Consider the following 18239-nt stretch of genomic DNA (forward strand, 5'->3'; position numbering starts at 1 on the left):
TGTCAGCTCACCACTCCGGTCATCACTGCGACGGGCACGGAGACGAAGCCGGCCGTCAGCACCACTGCGAGGACGTTGGCGAGGGTCTTCAGGACGCGGTCCCGGGTGGCGCTGCCCACGCCGAGGGTCTGCGCCGCGCTCCAGAACCCGTGCTGGACGTGCAGGCCCAGGGCGAGCACGGCGACGATGTAGATGACGTTGCCGTACCAGGTCGAGAAGGTGTCGAGCACGTTCTGGTAGGGGTGCCCGGACTGGAATCCGCCGCTGTGCACCGTGCCCGTCGTGAGGTCCAGGATGTGCCAGACGATGAACAGCGCGAGGATGACGCCGCCGTAGCGCATGGTGCGCGTGGCGTAGCTGGAGCGCGCCTTCCTGTGGACGTACGCCGTGGGGCGTGCCCTGAGGTCGCGGCGGCTCAGCTGGTAGGCGGAGACTGCGTGCAGGACGACGGCCGCGACGAGGACCACGCGGACGATCCACAGGGCCCACTCGTAGTGCAGGAAGGGCTCGCCGAGGGTCCGGAGCCAGTGCGCGTAGTGGTTGAACTCGTCGGATCCGAAGAAGATCTTCAGGTTGCCCAGCATGTGGACGACCAGATAACCGAGCATGATCAGGCCGCTCACAGCCATGATCGTCTTCTTGCCGACGGACGAGTCCCAGAGCGTACGCGTCATGGACGGCCGTCGGTCCGTCCGCATTGCCAATGCCATGGACACGACGCTAGAGGGGGAGGGCATCATCAGTCCAAGACATGAAACGACTCATCTCCATAGGCATCGACTATCGCGTCCGCTATCGTCGTCGCCATGCACTTCCAGCAGCTCGCCTACTTCGTCGCCGTCGCCGAGGCCAGGCACTTCACCCGGGCCGCCGAGGAGGTGCACGTGTCGCAGCCCTCCCTCTCCCAGCAGATCAAGGCGCTGGAGAACGAGCTGGGTGCCGAGTTGTTCAGCCGTGCGCGCGGCAACATCGCGCTGACGGACGCGGGTGAGGCCCTGCTGCCACTCGCCCGCAGGATCCTGGCCGACGCGGACACCGCACGGCACGAGGTGCAGGAGCTGGTCCAACTGCGCCGGGGGCGGATCAGGCTCGGTGCCACCCCGAGCGTCTGCACCGGCCTGCTGCCCGACGTACTGCGCGCCTTCCACGGAGCCCACCCCGGGATCCAGCTCCTCATCGAGGAGGGAGGCTCCCACGACCTCGTACGGCAGCTGGCCCGGGGCGCGCTGGACCTCGCGCTGCTCGTGCTTCCGCTGCCCGCCGCCTCCCCCGCTCTGACCACGGTGGAGCTGCTGCACGAGGACCTGGTGGTGGTGTCGTCGGCGTCCCGGCCTGCACCCGGACGGAAGGGCTCCGTACGCGTCGCCGATCTCGAGAACGAGCCACTGGTGATGTTCCGGCACGGCTACGACCTGCGTGAGCTGACCGTCGCCGCGTGCCGGGCGGAGGGCTTCGAGCCGTCGTTCACGGTGGAGGGCGGCGAGATGGACGCCGTACTCGGCTTCGTGCGGGCGGGTCTCGGCATCGCCGTCGTGCCGCGCATGGTCGCCGTACGGGCCGGCCAGGACCTGCGCACGACACCGCTGGCCTCGCCGGGTCTGAGGCGCACGATCGCACTGGCACACCGCAGCGACGTCGAACCGCCGCGTGCGGCGCGCGAACTGCAGCGGATGCTCCTCGGCGCCGGGCCGCCCGCCATGTCCTCAGCCGCCGACGGGCCCCGCCCGGCCGACGGCTGAGGACGGCCCGTCAGACGGCGTCCGCGAGCAGCAGCGAGTGGATGCGGTCGGGTGCGCCCGGTCTCGCGTAGTACCAGCCCTGTGCGGTGTCACAGCCGATCCGCCGCAGCTGCTCGGCCTGGGCACCGGTCTCGACACCCTCCACCGTGACCGCGAGGTCCAGGCTGTGGGCGAGCGACACGATGCCCTCGACGATCTTCAGGTCCACCGGGTCGGCCGGGTGATGCTGCATGCCCTGGGTGAAGGAACGATCCAGCTTGAGCACGCTCACCGGCAGTCGGCGCAGGTTAGCCAGATTCGAGTAACCGGTCCCGAAGTCGTCCAGCGCGATGTCGACGCCCATCTCCGCCAGCTGCCGGAGCGGCTTCAGCAGGTCGTCGTCCGCGCCGATCAGCGCGGACTCGGTCACCTCCAGGCAGAGGGCTCCGGGCTCCAGACCGGAGCGTTCCAGTACGTCGACGGTCTCCGCGACCAGATTCGGATGGTGCAGCTGGGTCGGTGAGAGGTTGACGTTGATCCGCAGGGGGCCGCCGTCGGTGTGCCGTTCCTGCCAGAAGTTCGCCTGCCGCACGGACTCCTCCAGGACCCAGCGTCCGAGCGGCACGATCAGTCCGGTGTGCTCGGCCAGCGGGATGAACCGGTCCGGACCGAGGACCCCGTGCTGCGGATGGCACCAGCGCACCAGCGCCTCGGCACCGTGCACGCTGCCGTCCCCGAGGTGGACCAGCGGCTGGTACTCGATGAAGAACTCGCCGCGGTCCAGAGCGGTGGGCAGCGCCGTGGTCAGTCCGTGCCGGGTGATGGCCCGGGCGTCGGCCTCGGCGTCCGCGAGCGCGAAGCGGTTCCCGCCCGCCGCCTTGGCCCGGTACATCGTGATGTCGGCACTGCGCAGCACCTCGGCGGGGGTGCGTTCACCCGACGGGCCTTCGACGACGCCGATGGATCCGCGTACGGTCAGCTCCCGGCCGTCGAGACGCACGGGCGTGGCGAGAGCCAGGAGGATGCGCCCGGCCAGCTCGTGGACCTCGTCCTCGGTGCGCGGCCCGGTCGTGAGGGCGACGAACTCGTCGCCGCCGAGCCTGGCGACCATCTCGCCCGGAGCCGTCGCGCAGCTCTGCAGCCGGTCCGCGACCTCGACCAGGAGCCGGTCCCCCGCCGCGTGGCCCAGACTGTCGTTGATGGCCTTGAAGCCGTCCAGGTCGAGGTAGCAGAGCCCGAACCGCATACCCTCCCTGGGCGCGAGCGCCTTCTCCAGACGCTCGAAGAACAGCGTCCGGTTGGGCAGGCCGGTGAGCGCGTCGTGGGTGGCCTCGTAGCGCAGACGCAGATTGAGCAGCCGCCGCTCGGTGGTGTCCTCCAGCAGGGCGAGCTGGTACTCCGGGCGGCCCTCCGCGTCCCGCAGCAGGGACACCGTGAGGTTGGTCCACAGGACGGTGCCGTCGTTGCGGTAGTACGGCTTCTCGACGCTGTAGTGCTCGCGCTCGCCGCGTACCAGTTCGTCGTAGTACTTCCAGACCTGCGGCGAGTCCTCGGGGTGCACCCACTCGTTCACCTTGTGGCTGCGGACGTGGTTCTCCAGACCGCCGAACATCCTGGTCAGGGTGTCGTTGATCTCCAGGATGTTCCCTTCGAGATCCGCGATGCCGATCCCGACGGCCGCGTCCTTGAAGACGGCGCGGAAGCGTGCCTCGGTGGCGTGCAGCGCCTGTTCGGCGTGCGAACGGGCGGTGAGCGCCGAGCGGGCGATGGCCTCCTGCTCCGCGAGCGTCCGTTCGCGCAGCGCCTGGGTGAAACCGCCGGCGAGAGCGTGCTGGATCCGGGCGCAGCGGGCCCTGCTGTCCTCGGTCGACAGCTCCACCGGACCGTTGCCGCCGCAGTAGAGGACCAGATAGGAGTCGACGACGCCGAGCGTGGAACTCAGTGCGTCGGGGTCCGTGCAGTGGGCGGCGACGAGCCCGGCTCCCACGCGGTGCGCCGGGGCGGCGTCGAAGACCCGTCTGTGCAGGATGTCGCTGAGCTCCCGGGCGAGCGGAAGCAGATGCTCCTCGAACTCCGGGCGGGTCAGGGAGGTGGCCGTGGACGGGAAGATCGCCCGGCTCCAGATGGTGGCGAATCTCCGGAGCCGGCCCTCGGGACCGTCGGGTTCCGCGTCCGGGGCGCCGGACGACTGGGAGGGGATGCTCACGCCTTGCGCCCCACCCCGGCGAAGCCCGAATAGGTGAACGGGTCTTCCTGTGCGAGTGCCTCGGGGGATTCGGGGCGCCACTCGGGCATCGCGACGAGGCCCGGGTCGACCATCTCGTACCCCTCGAAGAACCGGCCGATCTCCTTGCGCGTACGCATGATCAGCGGGTTGCGGATGGTGCGGTAGACACCGACCGTCCCACCCGCCTCCTCCTGGGGGAGCGGGATGCCCTCGTAGGAGGCGTGGGTCAGGACCAGCAGGCTGCCGGGCGCGAGCGCGTCGCGCAGTTCCGCGACCGCCTCGTACGGGTTGTCGGCGTCCTCGATGAAGTGGAGCACTGCCACCAGGAGCAGCGCCACCGGCTTGTCCAGGTCGAGGAGGGCGTTGATCTCCGGGTTCTCCAGGATGTCCTTGGGCTTGCGGAGGTCCGCGGCGGCTATGACGGCCCGCTCGTTGCCCTCCAGGACCGCCTGGCTGTGTGCGACCGCGACCGAGTCGTGGTCGACATAGGCGATCCGGGACTCGGGGTCGGCCGCCTGGGCGACTTCGTGAACATTGCCGAAGGTCGGGATGCCGGAACCGATGTCCAGGAACTGATTGACGCCCAGAGTGGTGGCATGGTGCACGGCCCGCCGCATAAAGGCACGATTCGCCTGCATGACCTTGGGCAGCCCCGGCATGAACTCCATGGCCTTACGGGCCGCTTCCCTGTCCACCTCGAAATTGTGCGAACCGCCCAGATAGAAGTCGTACATGCGAGACACGCTCGGCACCGAGATGTCTATGCCCTGCGGTGCCCAGGCGGGACGCTCCATCGATGTCTCCAACAAGTCGCCACGGCGATCCGGCCATGTTCATGGTCAGTGTTGACCAGAGGCTACTGATCGACCGCCAAGAGAGCGAGTGGAAACGGAAATTAGAGATCCGTTATTGGTCACACATCGGAGGCATGCGCGACCGGTCCGTCGCTGCGTGTGCGCATTCGGCGACGGACCGGAACCACCGGGCTTCTCCAGGGTGCTACTTGGGGGCCCCGACGAGCTTCGCGTCGGGCGATACGGCGTACCATGTGCCCCCGACCCCTTGGCCGTTGGTGTCTCCCGGCTCCGAGTCACCGGAGAAGGTGTAGAGGGGCCAGCAGTCGAGCGACTGCTGCTGGATGCCGTCCGGCCGGTCGAAGGTGACGAATCCCTTCGTGGTGACACCGTCGACGTCATTCTTCGGGACCGGCGGGACGACCGGCCACTTCTTGAGGCAGTCACCCGTGCACGCGGACTTCATCGGCCAGGCGGAGTCCTTCTTGAACCGGTAAACCGTCATACCGCGCTTGTCGACGACTATGTCGCCGAGTTCCGGATCCCTGCGGACCGAAAGTCCGGCGAGGCCGGCCTGCTCTCCGGCGGAGGGACCGTCCGCGTTCACCGCCGCTTTCTTTCCGTCCGGAGCGGCCGCGAACCATGTTCCCCCGACACCCTGCCCCTTCGCGTCGCCGGGTCCGGTGTCCTCGGCGTAGCGGTACATCGGCCAGCCGGCGACGGTCAGCTGTTTCGTTCCGTCACCCCTCGTGACCTCGCCGATCAGTGACGCATCGGTCCCCGCGGCGGCCTCGGCGTCCTGTGCGGGCACCGCCGGCCAGGCCTTCGCACAGTCGCCCTCGCAATTCGAGGCGGGCGGTTCGGCCGTGTCCTTGTCGAACCGGTAGAGCGTGAAGCCCTCGCTGTCGGTCAGCACCTCGCCCAGCTTCTTGCTGTCCCACACGGCGAGTTGTCCGGCCTCCTTCGCCGAGGCGCCCGCGGCCGCGTCGGAGCCGTAGCCGCCGTCCGAACCGTAGCCGCCGTCGGCCGGCTGCTGTGCGGGGGCGGCGTTCCCCACGGCCTGACCGTTGGGGGACTGGACGCCCTTCTCCTGACCGCACGCCGTCGTCAGCGCCAACAGGGCCGCCGCCGTCACCGCGAGCGAGGCGTTCCGCCAGGTATTCATGTCGACTCCCGTTGTCCTTCTGTCGTCCGGGACGCGAGTCCGCGTCTTTCGTGGCCCTAGGTACGGCAGGGCGGTGCCCCGGCGTTCAACGGAAGCCGGGACAAGTTTCGACGGGCGTAAACATGAATTGCCGAATGTCCCCTCCATCAGGCGAATCAGCTGCCCGCACCGCGTGTCCGGCGGCTGCGGGGAACATGCTCCCCGGCGTGTACGGATCACGCATATGGCGGCTGACGGCCGCCACCCTGCTCCTGCTGCTCGCCGTCCCGCTGCCGGCGGCGGGTGACGACTGCGCGGTCGCCTCCATCGGACAGGGGGACGGCAGTTCGTCCTTCGCCATCGCGGGCGAGGGGCGGTGCGGGGCGGTCATCGCCGAACCCGAGCCGGAGCCGGAGCCGGAACCCGCGCCACCGCCGCCCCCTCCTCCCCCACCAGCGCCACCGCCTCCGCCACCACCGCCCTCTCCCCCGCCGCCACCACCGCCCCCTCCGCCTCCGCCTCCCCCGGCTCCCGCGCGGGAACCGGAACCGGAACCGGAACCCGCACCGCCGCCGCCCAGCGTGCGGCCGACCCCGCCGGCCCCGGAGCCCGTCGCGCTCCCCACCTACCGGAAGCCACCCCGCAAACAGCCCCGGAGCGGGCCGTCCCTGGTCTCACTCACCCTTCTGATCACCGCGCCCGCCGTCTTCGCCGTGGCAGTGCTGCGGCCCCGCTCGTCCCGCTGACCGAAGAAGGGAACCCATGTCGGAATGGCTTGTTCTGACCATTGCGATGGCGTCGGCCTGTGCCGTCGTCCTCACCACCGCCGTTCTCAGCAACCGTCGCATCGCCGATGACGACGATCCGTCCGAGACGCCGGACGTCATCGAGTACATGACCATGATGATCGGCGTGGTGTACGCGATCGTGCTCGGCCTGGCCATCGCGGGTGTGTGGGAGGGCCGCAGCGCCGCCCAGGAGTCCGTACGTCTGGAGGCCCAGGCACTGCACGAGGTGAGCGCACGATCGGCCGTATATCCGGTCGAGGTACGCGACCGTATCCGCGCGGACGTCGACGCGTACGTGGCCCATGTCGTGGGCGACGAATGGAAATCGATGACGGACCACGGAAGTCTCACCGAGGAGGGCACCAGGCTGCTCGACCGGGTACGGGCGGACGTGACCGAGTACAAGCCGCGGACGGACCACGAAGGACAGGCGTACCAGCCGCTGGTGGACCAGGTGGCGGCCGTCGACGACGCACGCGGGTCCAGGGGGCAGAACGCCGGCGCGACCATGCCTGGTGTCGTCTGGTTCGGCCTGATCACCGGGGCCGTCGTCACGGTCGGGCTGATCTTTACGCTCCAGATCCGCAGAACCTTCCGTGAATTGCTGCTGGCCGGCCTCTTCAGCGTCCTGATCGCGTTCCTGCTCTTCCTGATCTGGGATTTCGACGCCCCCTTCGGCCGGGGTATCTCCGCGACGACGGCTCCCTTCGTCGACCTGTTCCCGCGTGCCACGGGCGGGTAGGAGCGCCCGGCCCGCACACCTGCTCCCCCGTCCGGTGCGCCGGCCGGGGGACACGGCTGCCCCATTCGCCTTACACCGATAGCGGGTGGTATGTGGCGCTTCTACCGTTCGGTCATCGAGGGGCATTACTCATGCCTCGCGGAAATCCGTTCCGCGGCTGCTCCTCGGGACCCGGAGGAACAACCATGCGCGCGATACGTGTCGCACCCGTCGCCCTGCTGGGCGCCGCCGCCTGCCTTCTGATGGCACCGGCCGCATCGGCCGATGTGCTCAACGGCGGCACGTCCACCTCGTTCACGCCGACCATCACTCCGTCGACGGTCGCGCCGGGGGGCCGGGTCACCCTCGGCGCCGTGGGGTGCACCAGTGACGCGACCGCGTTCTCGGGCGTGTTCGACACGACCACCATCCCGAGCGGAAGGTCGGCCACGGCGACCGTCGACCAGGACGCCAGGCGGGGTGCTGTCTACGAGGTGACCTTCCGCTGCGGCACCACCACACGGTCCGCCAATCTGACGATTACGAGCGGTGCCACCAGCTCCCCCACGACCACCCCGACCGCGGCCCCCACGACCAGCTCCACCGCCTCTCCCAGCGGCGTGCTGGGTGGACTCGGCGGCAGCGTCGACACGATGGACCCCACGGAGATCGCGGCCGGGTCAGCGCTGGTGGCGGTGGCTTCGGCCGGCGCCTTCTACGTCCTGCGCAAGCGCCGTACGGGCCGTCAGCACTGACGCTCGCCGCAGCGCACGGATACACGACAGTCGCCCCGGGTCCTGATCCAGGACTCGGGGCGACGGGCGTATCGGGCCGGGCAGGAGGTTCGAAGCGTCAGATCGCCGCATTGCTCATCCGGCGACGGACCACGAACACGGCACCGCCGACGGCCGCGGCCGCGACAAGACCGCCACCCACCTGCATCTCGACGGAGCTGGGGCCCATCGAGCCGCCGAGGCCGCCTTGTGCGCCGCGCGAGGGAAGCACGGTGAAGCGGGCCGTGGCCACCGGGTCGCCGTTGCCACCCTGGCCACCACCGTTGCCACCCTGACCGCCGTTGCCACCGCCGTTGCCGCCCTGACCGCCGTTACCGCCGCCCTGGCCACCGTTACCGCCCTGGCCGCCGTTACCGCCGTTACCGCCCTGGCCACCACCGTTGCCACCCTGGCCGCCGTTGCCGCCGCCCTGACCGCCGTCACCTCCGTTACCGCCGCCGAAATTGTTGTCGCTGTCGTTGCACCGCACGGAGAGGCTGTACTGCCCGGGCGTCGCGTTGTCCCGGATACGCGCCGTGGCGTAGCCGACCCGGCCCGGCGAGAGGTTGACCGTCGGGAACGCGTTCGACCAGACCCTGCCGCCGGAACGACCGCAGCCCTCCGCGCTGACCTGCATCGTGGCGCCCTGGAAGACCGAGGACGGGTTGACGGTGACGTTGGTCGGGAAATTGCTCGGGTTGCTGCCCGGGCCGCCGCCGGCGGCGGCCAGCGGGGCAGCGAGCCCGACCGCCGCGAAGGCGGTCGCGGTCACCGCGAGAGCGCGTGAAGCACGCATCTTTGAACCTCCAGCGGGAAGCGCCCCGGAGACTTGTTCTCCGGGATCAGTCGACGAATGACGCATCCCATGACGAACCCTCACCAGATACCGCGCACGTCGCACTTCGGCACTGCTCCACAACGGTGATCCGACACGCCGTCAGCCGAGGCCGTGATCTGACGGACTCGCAGGTCACGGACCGTCAGAACTTTTATCGGACCATTACTCCGAAGAGAAGGCGCCACCGTCCGGGTCCGATCGGCCGCCACCCGTTCGCCCTCCTCTGATCGCCGCCGCACGGGCCCCCGCCTAGCGTGGCCGTGTCGCGACGAAGGGAGAACCATGGGCCGGGACCAGTGGGGCGGCGAGCGGAGCAGACGCACACCGTGGGGCGCGATCGCCCTGGTGATGCTCACCGGGCTCGCGCTCATGCGCAACGGTGCGGAGACGTCCCCCGGGCCACCGCAGCCGGCCGCCGCGGCCTCCGTGGCCGGCCCCGGGAGGCCGCGGTTTCCGCCCCGCTCGAGGGCGAGCCGGTCCAGCCGCTCGCGTACGCCCCCGTCGAGCGCATCCAGATTCCGTCGATCGAGGTCGACGCACCCGTCGTAGACGTGAACCTGGACCCGGCCGGCTGGATCGAGGCGCCGCCCGCCCAGGACCCGAACCTCGCCGGCTGGTACCAGAACGGCATCGCCCCGGGACAGCGTGGCACCTCCGTGATGGTCGGCCACGTCGACAACCTCGCGGGCCCGGCGGTCTTCTACGGACTGGGCTCCCTCGACAAGGGAGGGCAGATCGAGGTGTCCCGCTACGACGGCCGGGTCGCGGTGTTCGAGATCTACGGCGTCGAGGTCTTCTCCAAGAACGACTTCCCCGGAGCCAGGGTCTACGGCGACACCGGACACGCCGAGCTGCGGGTCATCACCTGCGGCGGCGGCTACACGAAGGCCGCCGGTTACGACGGGAACGTCGTGGTCTTCGCCCGCCTGGTGGCGACGCGCTAGCAGGGACACGCGGCGCCCGCCGTCAGGTGCGGCGCGGGACGGTCGGACGGTAGCCCCTCTCCAGGAGCGCGGGCAGATAGCGGCGCAGGGCGGCCACGCTCTGGGACCGGTTTCCGCCCGCGTCGTGCGACAGGACCACGACGCCGGGCGCGGCGCCCTCCTCGACCCGGCGGACGATGGTGTCGGTGCCCGGCGTGGTCCAGTCCAGTGTGTCGACGGTCCAGGCCATCGGTTCCATGCCCAACGCGGCACCGATCTCGAAGGAGTGGCGGTTCCAGGCGCCGTACGGGGCGCGGTACCAGAGCGGCGGGGCGCCCAGCGTCTTCTCGATGACCTCGCTGGTGCTGCCCAGCTCGTCGCGGACGGCGCCTCGGGGAAGGCCGGGGATCAGCGGGTGCGACCACGAGTGGTTGCCGACCACGTGCCCGTCGTCGGACATCTCGCGCAGCAGGTCGCGGTTGTCGGCCGCCATCTCGCCACAGACGAAGAACATCGCCCGGACGTCGTACCTGCGGAGCGTGGCCAGGATGTCAGGGGTGTACCGCGGGTCGGGGCCGTCGTCGAAGCTCAGCACCATCGCGTCGCTCCCCAGCCCGGGCAGCTCCTCGAACGGCCGGGTGCGCACGGGTGGCGGGGCCGGGCGGAAGCGAGGTGGCGTGCCCGAGGTCATGGGCCGCAGCCGGTAGGAGCCCGGGCCCGCCTGCACCCTCGCCGGGGGCCCGGCCGCCGGAGCCGGCGGTTCGCCGCCGGGACGCGTGGGCGTTCCGGCCGGATCCGCCGCGATCATGTGCACCGCGGTGGCGGCCCCCAGCGCGAGGGCCAGGCGCAGAAGGGCGCGTCGTTCCGCTGGAATCTGATCATGCTTCATGACCAACTGCTCGCACGGAGTCGGTCCCGCCTCCGCCGTCGACACCGGATATCAGATGTTTTGCACCCGATGGATGGAGCGCCCCCGACGGGGTCCGGCGAGGAGAGTGCCCGGTCCGGCGGAGGCGCCGGGAGCTCTGGGAACGGGAGCGGCTACCCTCGGGGCCGTGACAGACCAGCAACAACACCGGTTCGAGCGCGGCACGGACGGCCCCAAGGTGATCGTCGCGGGCATCGACGGTTCCGAGTCCTCGATGCGGGCGGCGGCGTACGCGGCCGGCCTCGCCCGTCGGCAGAACGCGTTGCTCGCCCTCGTCTACGTCCAGCCGGTGCTGTCGGCCGGTGCCGCCCTGGGAGCCCCGGTCGCCGACGCCACCGGGGAGGTCGCCGAGGAGCTCGTGAACGAGATCAGGACCGCGACGGAACACCTGAAGGACATATGGAACGTCCGCTGGGAGTTCCACACGTTCCACGGTGATCCGTACAACGGGCTCGTGACGGCGGCGGACGAGCTGAAGGCGGACGCTGTGATCGTGGGCGCGTCGGAGTCCGCAGGCCACCGCTTCATCGGTTCGGTGGCGGTGCGCCTCGTGAAGGCGGGCCGCTGGCCGGTCACCGTCGTGCCGTGACGATCCCCGCGGCGCGCCGTCCGCGGGGTTGTCCGGGGCCGGACGGGCCGGGCGGGCATGTCACTTCCCCGCGACGAGGCCGTCCTTGGCCGCACCCCGGCTGAGGACGACGCCCTGGATCCGTTCGCGGACCTCGCGCAGACGACCGGCTTCACGGTCCAGGCCGACGACGCGTGCCGCCTCGGGGTCGAACAGCTGGGGCAGGAATTCCGCCTTGCTGACAGCCCATCGCTGCCCGGGCTTCGCCGGCCGCTCGAAGGTGAAGCGTCCCATCGAGCTCTCGTTGGCACGCGGGTCCCGGACCCCTTCGTCATTGACCATGGCACCGGCGACCTGGTCGCCCATGCCGTAGACGATCCAGGTGCCGTTGACCTTCTCGTACGCCTGCGGGACATGGGCGTGGGTGCCGAGGATCAGGTCGATGTCAGGGCGTTCCCCCGTGCCGGAGGCCGTGAGTTCATGGCCGAGGTCGAGCTGGTCGTCGTCCGGCCGCTCCTGCCATTCGGTACCCCAGTGCAGGGACACGACGACCACGTCGGCACCCGCCTCGCGAGCCGTCCGGGCGTCCGCGACGATGCGGTCCTTGTCGATCAGGTCGACCGCCCAGGGCTGCCCGTCGGGCAGCGTCTTGTCGTTGGTGCCGTAGGTGTACGCGAGGTGCGCGACCTTCGCCGCGTCCTTGCCCTTGCCCGCCTTGAGCATCGTGGGCCGGGCGGACTCCTCTGCCGAGCGTGCGGAGCCCGCGTGGGCGATACCGGCGCTGTCGAGTGCGTCGAGTGTGCGTCGGATTCCCTGGGTGCCGTCGTCCAGGGTGTGGTTGGAGGCGGTGGAGCAGGAGTCGTAGCCGGTGGCTCGCAGCGCGGTCGCCACCTCGGGCGGTGACCTGAAGTCCGGATAGCCCGTGTAGGGGCCGCCGTTGCGGCCGTACACCGTCTCCATGTGGCAGATGGCCAGATCCGCTCCCGAGACCGCGGGGGCCGCGCCCTTGAGCATCGGGCGGAAGTCGTAGCCCGCGCCGCCCGCGTCGGCGGCGGCCCGGTCGATGATCGAGGAGTGCGGCAGGACGTCGCCCGAGGCCAGCAGCGTGAAGCTGTCCGCGCTGCCCGTTCCCTCGGCCCCCGCCCCGTTCGCTCCGGGCTCGGCGGAGAGGTGCCGCCCGGCGAAACCGGGGGTCGAGGACTGCTGGCCGGTACAGGCTGTCGCTGTGGTCAGCAGGCCGGCGACGGCGATCGCCGCGCCCTGTCGGATGCGCTTCGTCATCTGCACGACTCCCGGATTCGGATGATTTTCACCATCCGAATACACATATATTCATACTGGCAAGTCAAGGATAAAGACGCCGAAATACCTTAATCGGCCGTATCGCCGTCCGCCGACCGTTCACCGCACCACTCGCCGCTCCGTGCGACCGCTCAACGCACACCTCGGTGCACCGCCTGTTCTCCCGCGCCCTGATGCGTTCGTATTCGCCGGGCGGGAGCGAGGCGTCAGGGGCCTCTTCGGGAAAGGGACGTTCACGATGACCACTGCGACAACCGGTGAGCGGGCTCTCGCGGAGCTGCAGCGCGACCACGGGCCCGCCCTGTTCCACTTCCTGCTGGGACTGACGTTCGGCGACCGGCAGCGGGCGGAGGACCTGCTGCAGGAGACGCTGGTACGTGCCTGGCAGCACCCGGAGGCCTTCGACGCCCCCTACGACTCGATGCGCCCGTGGCTCTTCACCGTCGCCCGGCGCCTCGCCATCGACGCCCGCAGGTCCCGCCAGGCCAGGCCGACGGAGGTCAGTGACGCGGTCCTGGAGAGCGCACCCGCCCGGGACGACACTGCGGCCTCTGCGGTCCACGCCCTCGACGTCCGCGAGGCCGTGAGGACGCTCAGCCCCGAGCACCGCGCGGTGCTCGTGCAGATCTACTTCCGGGGGCTCAGCGTGGGCGAGACCGCGCAGGCCCTCGGCATACCCTCGGGGACCGTCAAGTCCCGCTCGTACTACGCGCTGCGACTGCTGAGCCGCACTCTGCCCGGCTACTCCAGCAGGTCCTCCACGTCGAGCAGCGCGAGCAGGGACACCGCGTCCGCGACCTCGACGTAGGCCGCGGCGCACGCCCCGCACCGCTGGAGGTGTCCGGCGACGTGACCGGTCTCCTGTGCGTCGAGGGCGTCGAGCACATAGGCCCCCAGCGTCTGCCGTACATGCGGGTCGTCACCGCGGTCGGTCGTCATCGCGCCTCGAATCTCCCGACGGATCCTGCCCTTCTGCCCACGCGGGGCGCGTGCCCCCGGTTCAATGCTGCGTACAGCCCGGTGCCGAGTCGACGAAAGAGGCGAGACGGGATGCGTCCCGAACATCACGAGGAATCCGGTGGGGACGGGCTGCTGGTCCCGATGGCCTGGATGTACTCCGAGTACATCGCCGACGAGGTGCTGGCGACCGGCGACCTGATGGAACCGACGACCCTGGAGTATCGGGCGGGACGCGACGCGCTCGCTCTGACGATCTTCCTCTCCGACGGTGCGGCCGCCGAGGAACTCCCCGTCGCCCGGGTGGACGAGCTGCGGTTGCTCACTGCGTACGGCGCCTCCTGGAGGCACTGGGTCTGTGCGCGTCTGGAGGCACTGGAGCGGCCGACCGCTCCGGCCGGGCCCCCGGATCCCGACCTCGCGCTCGCGCGGACCGTGTGGCGGTGGCTGGAGGAGACCGAGCTCCTGGCCGCGGACCTCGACGCGATCGGCCCGCCGCCGTGGGACCCGTCGGGCGACGACGAGGGCGAGATCCAGGTGTGGACCCCGGCCTGGCAGCTGGGACTACCGCTGGGACACCTGGCCGTCCATCTCTACTGAGGCGTCAGCGCCTCATGAACCGTGCACGCCCGCACGGTACTTGGGCAGCCGCAGGGTGATCTTCATGCCCGCTCCGACGCCGGTCTCGATGACGAGCCCGTAGTCGTCCCCGTACACCTGGCGAAGCCGCTCGTCCACGTTGAGCAGGCCGATGCCGGTGGAGGCGCCGCCCTCCCCGCGCAGGATGCGCCTCAGACGCTCCGGGTCCATCCCCGTGCCGTCGTCCTCGATGACGACCTCGGCCTCGGCACCCGCGTCCAGTGCGCTGATCGTGACGCGGATCGGGGCGTCGCCCGCCCTGACGGGGTCGCGGGGCCGGGGAAGGGTGACCGCGCCCTCGAGGCCGTGCTTGACGGCGTTCTCGACCAGGGGCTGGAGGCACAGGAACGGGAGCGACACGGGAAGCACCTCGGGCGCGACCTGGAGGGTGACGGAGAGACGTTCACCGAAGCGGGCCCTGACCAGCGCCAGATACTGGTCGATGGAGTGGAGTTCGTCGGCCAGGGTGGTGAACTCCCCGTGCCGGCGGAAGGAGTATCGGGTGAAGTCGGCGAACTCCAGGAGCAGTTCACGTGCCCGTTCCGGGTCGGTCCGGACGAACGAGGCTATGGCGGCAAGCGAGTTGAAGATGAAGTGGGGGGAGATCTGGGCCCGCAGTGCCTTGATCTCGGCCTCGACGATCTGCGTGCGGGAGCGGTCCAGTTCGGCTAGTTCCAGCTGTACGCAGACCCAGCGGGCCACCTCCCCCGCCGCCCGGGCCAGCACCGCCGACTCCCGGGGCGCGTAGGCGACGAGCGTGCCGAGCACCCGGTGGTCGACCGTCAGCGGGACGGCGACGGCCCAGCGCAGCGGGCAGTCGAGGTCTCCGCAGTCGCTGTGGAAGGCGGTGTCCCGTCCGCTGGCGAGCAGCCCCTCGACCTGCTCCATCACCTCCTTGCCGTGATGGTCCCCCTCGCCGTCCCACACCAGTACCCGGTCCCGGTCGGTGAGGCACAGGGCCTCGGTGCCCAGCAGTGAGCGCAGCCGGCGCGCCGACCTGCGGGCGCTCTCCTCCGTGAGTCCGGCGCGCAGCGGGGGCGCGGCGAGGGAGGCCGTGTGCAGGGTCTCGAAGGTGGCGTGCTCGACGGGCGTGCCCACGTCGCTGGTGCGTACGGGGCGGGCGGTGCGGCCGAGGAGGAAGCCCGTGCCGAACAGCAGCAGCGCCAGCAGCGCGATGACGGCGATTCCTGCTCCGGTCACCGCACGCGTCCCGCGGCCAGTGCTTCCGGCAGGTGGAAGCGGGTCATGGCCGCGTTGGTGCCGGGCGGTATCCGTCCGGGAGTGGCCAGGGAGACCAGGATCATCGCGAGGAAACCGACCGGCACGGACCATACGGCCGGCCAGGCCAGCAGGGCGTGCGGCCAGCCGGGCGGACGCACCGCGCCGCTGACGGTGATGGCGACGGACAGCAGCGCGGAGCCGCCGCCGAGCAGCAGCCCGGCGATCGCGCCAGGCGGGGTGAGCCGCCGCCACCAGATGCCGAGGACGAGCAGCGGGCAGAACGAGGAGGCGGACACCGCGAAGGCCATTCCCACGGCGTCGGCGACCGGCACCCGGCTGACGACCAGTGAGCCGGCCAGCGGTACTGCGATGGCCAGCACGGTGGCCAGCCGGAAGTGCCGTACGCCTCGCGAGGGCAGGACGTCCTGGGTGATCACACCGGCGACGGCCATGGTGAGTCCCGACGCGGTGGACAGGAACGCGGCGAACGCGCCCCCCGCGAGGAGCGCGCCGAGCAGATCACCGCCGAGGCCGCCGATCACCCGTGCCGGCAGCAGCAGTACCGCGGCGTCGGCGTCCCCGCCGTGCATGAAGTCGGGTGCGTAGAGGCGCCCCAGGGCCCCGTACACCGGCGGCAGCAGGTAGAAGAGACCGACCAGGGCGAGGACGGCGACCGTGGTGCGGCGTGCGTCCCGTCCGTTGGGGCTGGTGTAGAAGCGGACCACCACGTGCGGAAGGCCCATGGTGCCGAGGAAGGTCGCGATGATCAGTCCGTACGTCGCGTAGAGCGGATGGTCGGCCCGGAAGACCGAGATCTGTTCGTCGAAGGTGACCCGGGGCCGCCCGTCGCCCTGCCAGGCGAGTACCAGGAAGATCGCGGGCACCAGGAGCGCGGTGAGCTTGAGCCAGTACTGGAACACCTGGACGAAGGTGATCGAGCGCATGCCGCCCGCGGCGACGGCGACCACCACGACGGAGGCGACGAGCACGTCGCCGAGCCAGCCGGGTGCCCCTGTCAGGATCTTCAGGGTGAGGCCGGCGCCCTGAAGCTGCGGTACGAGATAGACCCAGCCGGCGCCGACGACGAACACGCTGACCAGCCTGCGCACCTGCCGGGACTCCAGCCGTCCTTCGGCGAAGTCGGGCAGGGTGTACGCCCCGGAGCGGCGCAGCGGGGCGGCGACGAACACGAGCAGCACGAGGTATCCGGCGGTGTAGCCGACCGGGTACCAGAGCATGTCCGGCCCGTGCACCAGCACCAGGCCGGCGATCCCGAGGAAGGAGGCCGCGGACAGGTACTCCCCGCTGATCGCCGCGGCGTTGAGCCTCGGTCGCACGGTGCGCGAGGCGACGTAGAAGTCGGAGGTGGTACGGGAGATCCGCAGCCCGAATCCGCCGACGAGGACGGTGGCCAGGACGACGAGGGCCACCGCCACCACCGATGCCGGGTGGCCGGGCACGCTCACGGTGAGGGGAGGCCTTCCACGAGTCGGGCGAAGTCTCGCTCGTTGCGCTCGGCCCTGCGCACGTACCACCAGGCCGCCAGGGTGAGCGGTGGACAGGTGGCGAAGCCGAGCACCCCCCAGACGAGCGCGTCGCTGTTCAGCGCCTCGAAGACCAGGGGCAGGGTGCCGGCCACGGTGGCGAGTACGGCGAAGACGGTGAGTCCGGCGCGGAGCTGGCTGCGCATCAGGGAACGGACGTAGGCGCCGCCGAGGGCGGTCTGTTCGTCGATCTCCGACTGGGCACGGTAGCGGGGCAGCGGACGCACCCGCCGGGGCTCGCCCGTGACCACTTCGCGCCGGGGCGTGCTCTCTGCGGACATGGGCCCGGAGTCTAGGCGGCGCGGGGCTCGGCTGGGAAGGGCCGCCGTCCGGTAGGGGCAGGTCAGCGGCCGGTCTGCCGCATCAGGAGGTCACGCAGGGAGCGGGTGTGACGACGGCTGACCGCGAGTTCCGCGTCCCCGATGCGGACGCTCATGCTGCCGGCGTCGAGCCGGAGTTCGTCGATCCGGTTCAGCGCCACGAGATGGCGGCGGTGGATGCGTACGAACCCCCGGGAGCGCCAGCGCTCCTCCAGGGTGGTGAGCGGTATCCGGACGAGATGGCTGCCGGACGAGGTGTGCAGGCGGGCGTAGTCCCCCTGTGCCTCGGCGTACGCGATGTCGTCGACGGGCACGAAGCGGATGACCCCTCCCAGTTCGACCGCGATCTGGTCGGCGGCCGCGTCGTGGACGGACGCGGAGCGCTCACCGACCTGCTCGGCGACCCGGCGTACGGCCTCCGCGAGGCGCTCGCGCCGCACGGGCTTGAGTACGTAGTCGACGGCCTTGAGGTCGAAGGCGTGGACGGCGAAGCCTTCGTGGGCGGTGACGAAGACGATGAGCGGCGGTGCGGCGAACCCGGCCAGGAGCTGGGCGACGTCGAGTCCGGTCAGCCCCGCCATGTGGATGTCCAGGAACACCACGTCGATGGCGGAGGGATCGTCGGGCCCGGCGTCGACGGCCCCACCGATGCGGCGCAGCGCCTCGGTGGCTCCCCTGGCGCCCTCGGCGCTCCGGATACGGGGATCGGCGCGCAGGAGGTAGAGGAGTTCCTCCAGGGCGGGTTCTTCGTCGTCGACGGCGAGTACGCGCAGCATGAGGCCGGAGTTTAGGTCCTCCGGCGGCCGGACGGCGTGAGTGATTCCCGGGTTCGTC

General features: G+C 70.6%; 19 protein-coding genes and 1 pseudogene. 8 read left to right on the forward strand and 12 right to left on the reverse strand.

The window, feature by feature from the left end; all coding sequences use genetic code 11:
* Positions 1 to 2 precede the first annotated feature (2 nt).
* Positions 3 to 710 carry a succinate dehydrogenase gene (locus P8A20_RS02140; RefSeq protein WP_306102729.1) on the reverse strand — a complete coding sequence of 236 codons (708 nt, stop codon included), beginning with the start codon at positions 708 to 710 and terminating at the stop codon, positions 3 to 5.
* 96 nt (positions 711 to 806) lie between these two features.
* On the opposite strand from P8A20_RS02140, the gene P8A20_RS02145 reads away from it, so the two are divergent.
* A complete protein-coding gene (locus P8A20_RS02145) occupies positions 807 to 1739 on the forward strand; it encodes a LysR family transcriptional regulator (protein WP_147960971.1) in 933 nt (310 codons plus the stop codon).
* Positions 1740 to 1749: 10 nt separating this feature from the next.
* Here P8A20_RS02145 and P8A20_RS02150 read toward each other — a convergent pair whose 3' ends face one another.
* The 3 genes from P8A20_RS02150 to P8A20_RS02160 form a co-directional block, all read right to left on the reverse strand.
* Positions 1750 to 3924, reverse strand: a complete 2175-nt coding sequence (locus P8A20_RS02150; protein WP_147960970.1) for a putative bifunctional diguanylate cyclase/phosphodiesterase — start codon at positions 3922 to 3924, stop codon at positions 1750 to 1752.
* Positions 3921 to 4739, reverse strand: a complete 819-nt coding sequence (locus P8A20_RS02155; RefSeq protein WP_147960969.1) for an SAM-dependent methyltransferase — start codon at positions 4737 to 4739, stop codon at positions 3921 to 3923. The genes P8A20_RS02150 and P8A20_RS02155 overlap by 4 nt, the downstream gene beginning before the upstream one ends.
* A gap of 205 nt (positions 4740 to 4944) precedes the next feature.
* Positions 4945 to 5904, reverse strand: coding sequence for an SCO0930 family lipoprotein (locus tag P8A20_RS02160; RefSeq protein WP_306102730.1), 960 nt, complete (start codon positions 5902 to 5904; stop codon positions 4945 to 4947).
* Between the two features lie 206 nt (positions 5905 to 6110).
* Between P8A20_RS02160 and P8A20_RS02165 the strand changes: the two genes are divergently transcribed.
* The 3 genes from P8A20_RS02165 (at position 6111) to P8A20_RS02175 (ending at position 8147) form a co-directional block, all read left to right on the forward strand.
* Positions 6111 to 6629 (forward strand): hypothetical protein, encoded by a 519-nt coding sequence (locus P8A20_RS02165; RefSeq protein ID WP_306102731.1) that lies wholly within the window; start codon positions 6111 to 6113, stop codon positions 6627 to 6629.
* A 16-nt stretch (positions 6630 to 6645) separates the two neighbouring features.
* Positions 6646 to 7413 (forward strand): bestrophin-like domain, encoded by a 768-nt coding sequence (locus P8A20_RS02170; RefSeq protein WP_147960967.1) that lies wholly within the window; start codon positions 6646 to 6648, stop codon positions 7411 to 7413.
* A gap of 185 nt (positions 7414 to 7598) precedes the next feature.
* Entirely contained in the window at positions 7599 to 8147 is a 549-nt protein-coding gene (locus P8A20_RS02175; protein WP_306102732.1) for a hypothetical protein, read from the forward strand.
* A 97-nt stretch (positions 8148 to 8244) separates the two neighbouring features.
* Here the strand turns inward: P8A20_RS02175 and P8A20_RS02180 are convergent, their stop codons facing one another.
* Positions 8245 to 8961, reverse strand: a complete 717-nt coding sequence (locus P8A20_RS02180; RefSeq protein ID WP_147960965.1) for a hypothetical protein — start codon at positions 8959 to 8961, stop codon at positions 8245 to 8247.
* Between the two features lie 324 nt (positions 8962 to 9285).
* On the opposite strand from P8A20_RS02180, the pseudogene P8A20_RS02185 reads away from it, so the two are divergent.
* Positions 9286 to 9947, forward strand: a pseudogene (locus tag P8A20_RS02185) (class F sortase).
* 22 nt (positions 9948 to 9969) lie between these two features.
* Here P8A20_RS02185 and P8A20_RS02190 read toward each other — a convergent pair.
* Positions 9970 to 10815 (reverse strand): polysaccharide deacetylase family protein, encoded by an 846-nt coding sequence (locus P8A20_RS02190; protein WP_147960963.1) that lies wholly within the window; start codon positions 10813 to 10815, stop codon positions 9970 to 9972.
* Between the two features lie 166 nt (positions 10816 to 10981).
* Here P8A20_RS02190 and P8A20_RS02195 point away from each other — a divergent pair, with 166 nt between their 5' ends.
* Positions 10982 to 11443, forward strand: a complete 462-nt coding sequence (locus P8A20_RS02195; RefSeq protein ID WP_147960962.1) for a universal stress protein — start codon at positions 10982 to 10984, stop codon at positions 11441 to 11443.
* A gap of 60 nt (positions 11444 to 11503) precedes the next feature.
* On the opposite strand, the gene P8A20_RS02200 is transcribed toward P8A20_RS02195, so the two are convergent.
* The gene (locus tag P8A20_RS02200) at positions 11504 to 12703 is read right to left on the reverse strand and encodes a CapA family protein (protein WP_147960961.1); all 1200 of its coding nucleotides are present in this window, start codon (positions 12701 to 12703) and stop codon (positions 11504 to 11506) included.
* Positions 12704 to 12962: 259 nt separating this feature from the next.
* Between P8A20_RS02200 and P8A20_RS02205 the strand changes: the two genes are divergently transcribed.
* Complete coding sequence (locus P8A20_RS02205; RefSeq protein ID WP_147960960.1) at positions 12963 to 13532, forward strand: sigma-70 family RNA polymerase sigma factor; 570 nt, start codon at positions 12963 to 12965, stop codon at positions 13530 to 13532.
* Here the strand turns inward: P8A20_RS02205 and P8A20_RS02210 are convergent.
* A complete protein-coding gene (locus P8A20_RS02210; protein ID WP_147960959.1) occupies positions 13466 to 13663 on the reverse strand; it encodes a zf-HC2 domain-containing protein in 198 nt (65 codons plus the stop codon). The genes P8A20_RS02205 and P8A20_RS02210 overlap by 67 nt on opposite strands.
* 111 nt (positions 13664 to 13774) lie before the next feature.
* On the opposite strand from P8A20_RS02210, the gene P8A20_RS02215 reads away from it, so the two are divergent.
* A complete protein-coding gene (locus tag P8A20_RS02215; protein WP_306102733.1) occupies positions 13775 to 14281 on the forward strand; it encodes a hypothetical protein in 507 nt (168 codons plus the stop codon).
* A gap of 12 nt (positions 14282 to 14293) precedes the next feature.
* Here P8A20_RS02215 and P8A20_RS02220 read toward each other — a convergent pair whose 3' ends face one another.
* The 4 genes from P8A20_RS02220 to P8A20_RS02235 form a co-directional block, all read right to left on the reverse strand.
* Complete coding sequence (locus tag P8A20_RS02220) at positions 14294 to 15520, reverse strand: sensor histidine kinase (protein ID WP_147960957.1); 1227 nt, start codon at positions 15518 to 15520, stop codon at positions 14294 to 14296.
* The gene (locus P8A20_RS02225; RefSeq protein ID WP_147960956.1) at positions 15517 to 17007 is read right to left on the reverse strand and encodes a sodium/solute symporter; all 1491 of its coding nucleotides are present in this window, start codon (positions 17005 to 17007) and stop codon (positions 15517 to 15519) included. The genes P8A20_RS02220 and P8A20_RS02225 overlap by 4 nt, the downstream gene beginning before the upstream one ends.
* Positions 17004 to 17366 (reverse strand): hypothetical protein, encoded by a 363-nt coding sequence (locus P8A20_RS02230; protein ID WP_147960955.1) that lies wholly within the window; start codon positions 17364 to 17366, stop codon positions 17004 to 17006. Before P8A20_RS02230 ends, P8A20_RS02225 begins: the two co-directional genes overlap by 4 nt.
* Positions 17367 to 17428: 62 nt before the next feature.
* The gene (locus P8A20_RS02235; RefSeq protein WP_147960954.1) at positions 17429 to 18181 is read right to left on the reverse strand and encodes a LytR/AlgR family response regulator transcription factor; all 753 of its coding nucleotides are present in this window, start codon (positions 18179 to 18181) and stop codon (positions 17429 to 17431) included.
* Positions 18182 to 18239: the final 58 nt, after the last annotated feature.

The sequence above is a fragment of the Streptomyces sp. Alt3 genome, from assembly GCF_030719215.1.
Classification (GTDB): domain Bacteria; phylum Actinomycetota; class Actinomycetes; order Streptomycetales; family Streptomycetaceae; genus Streptomyces; species Streptomyces glycanivorans.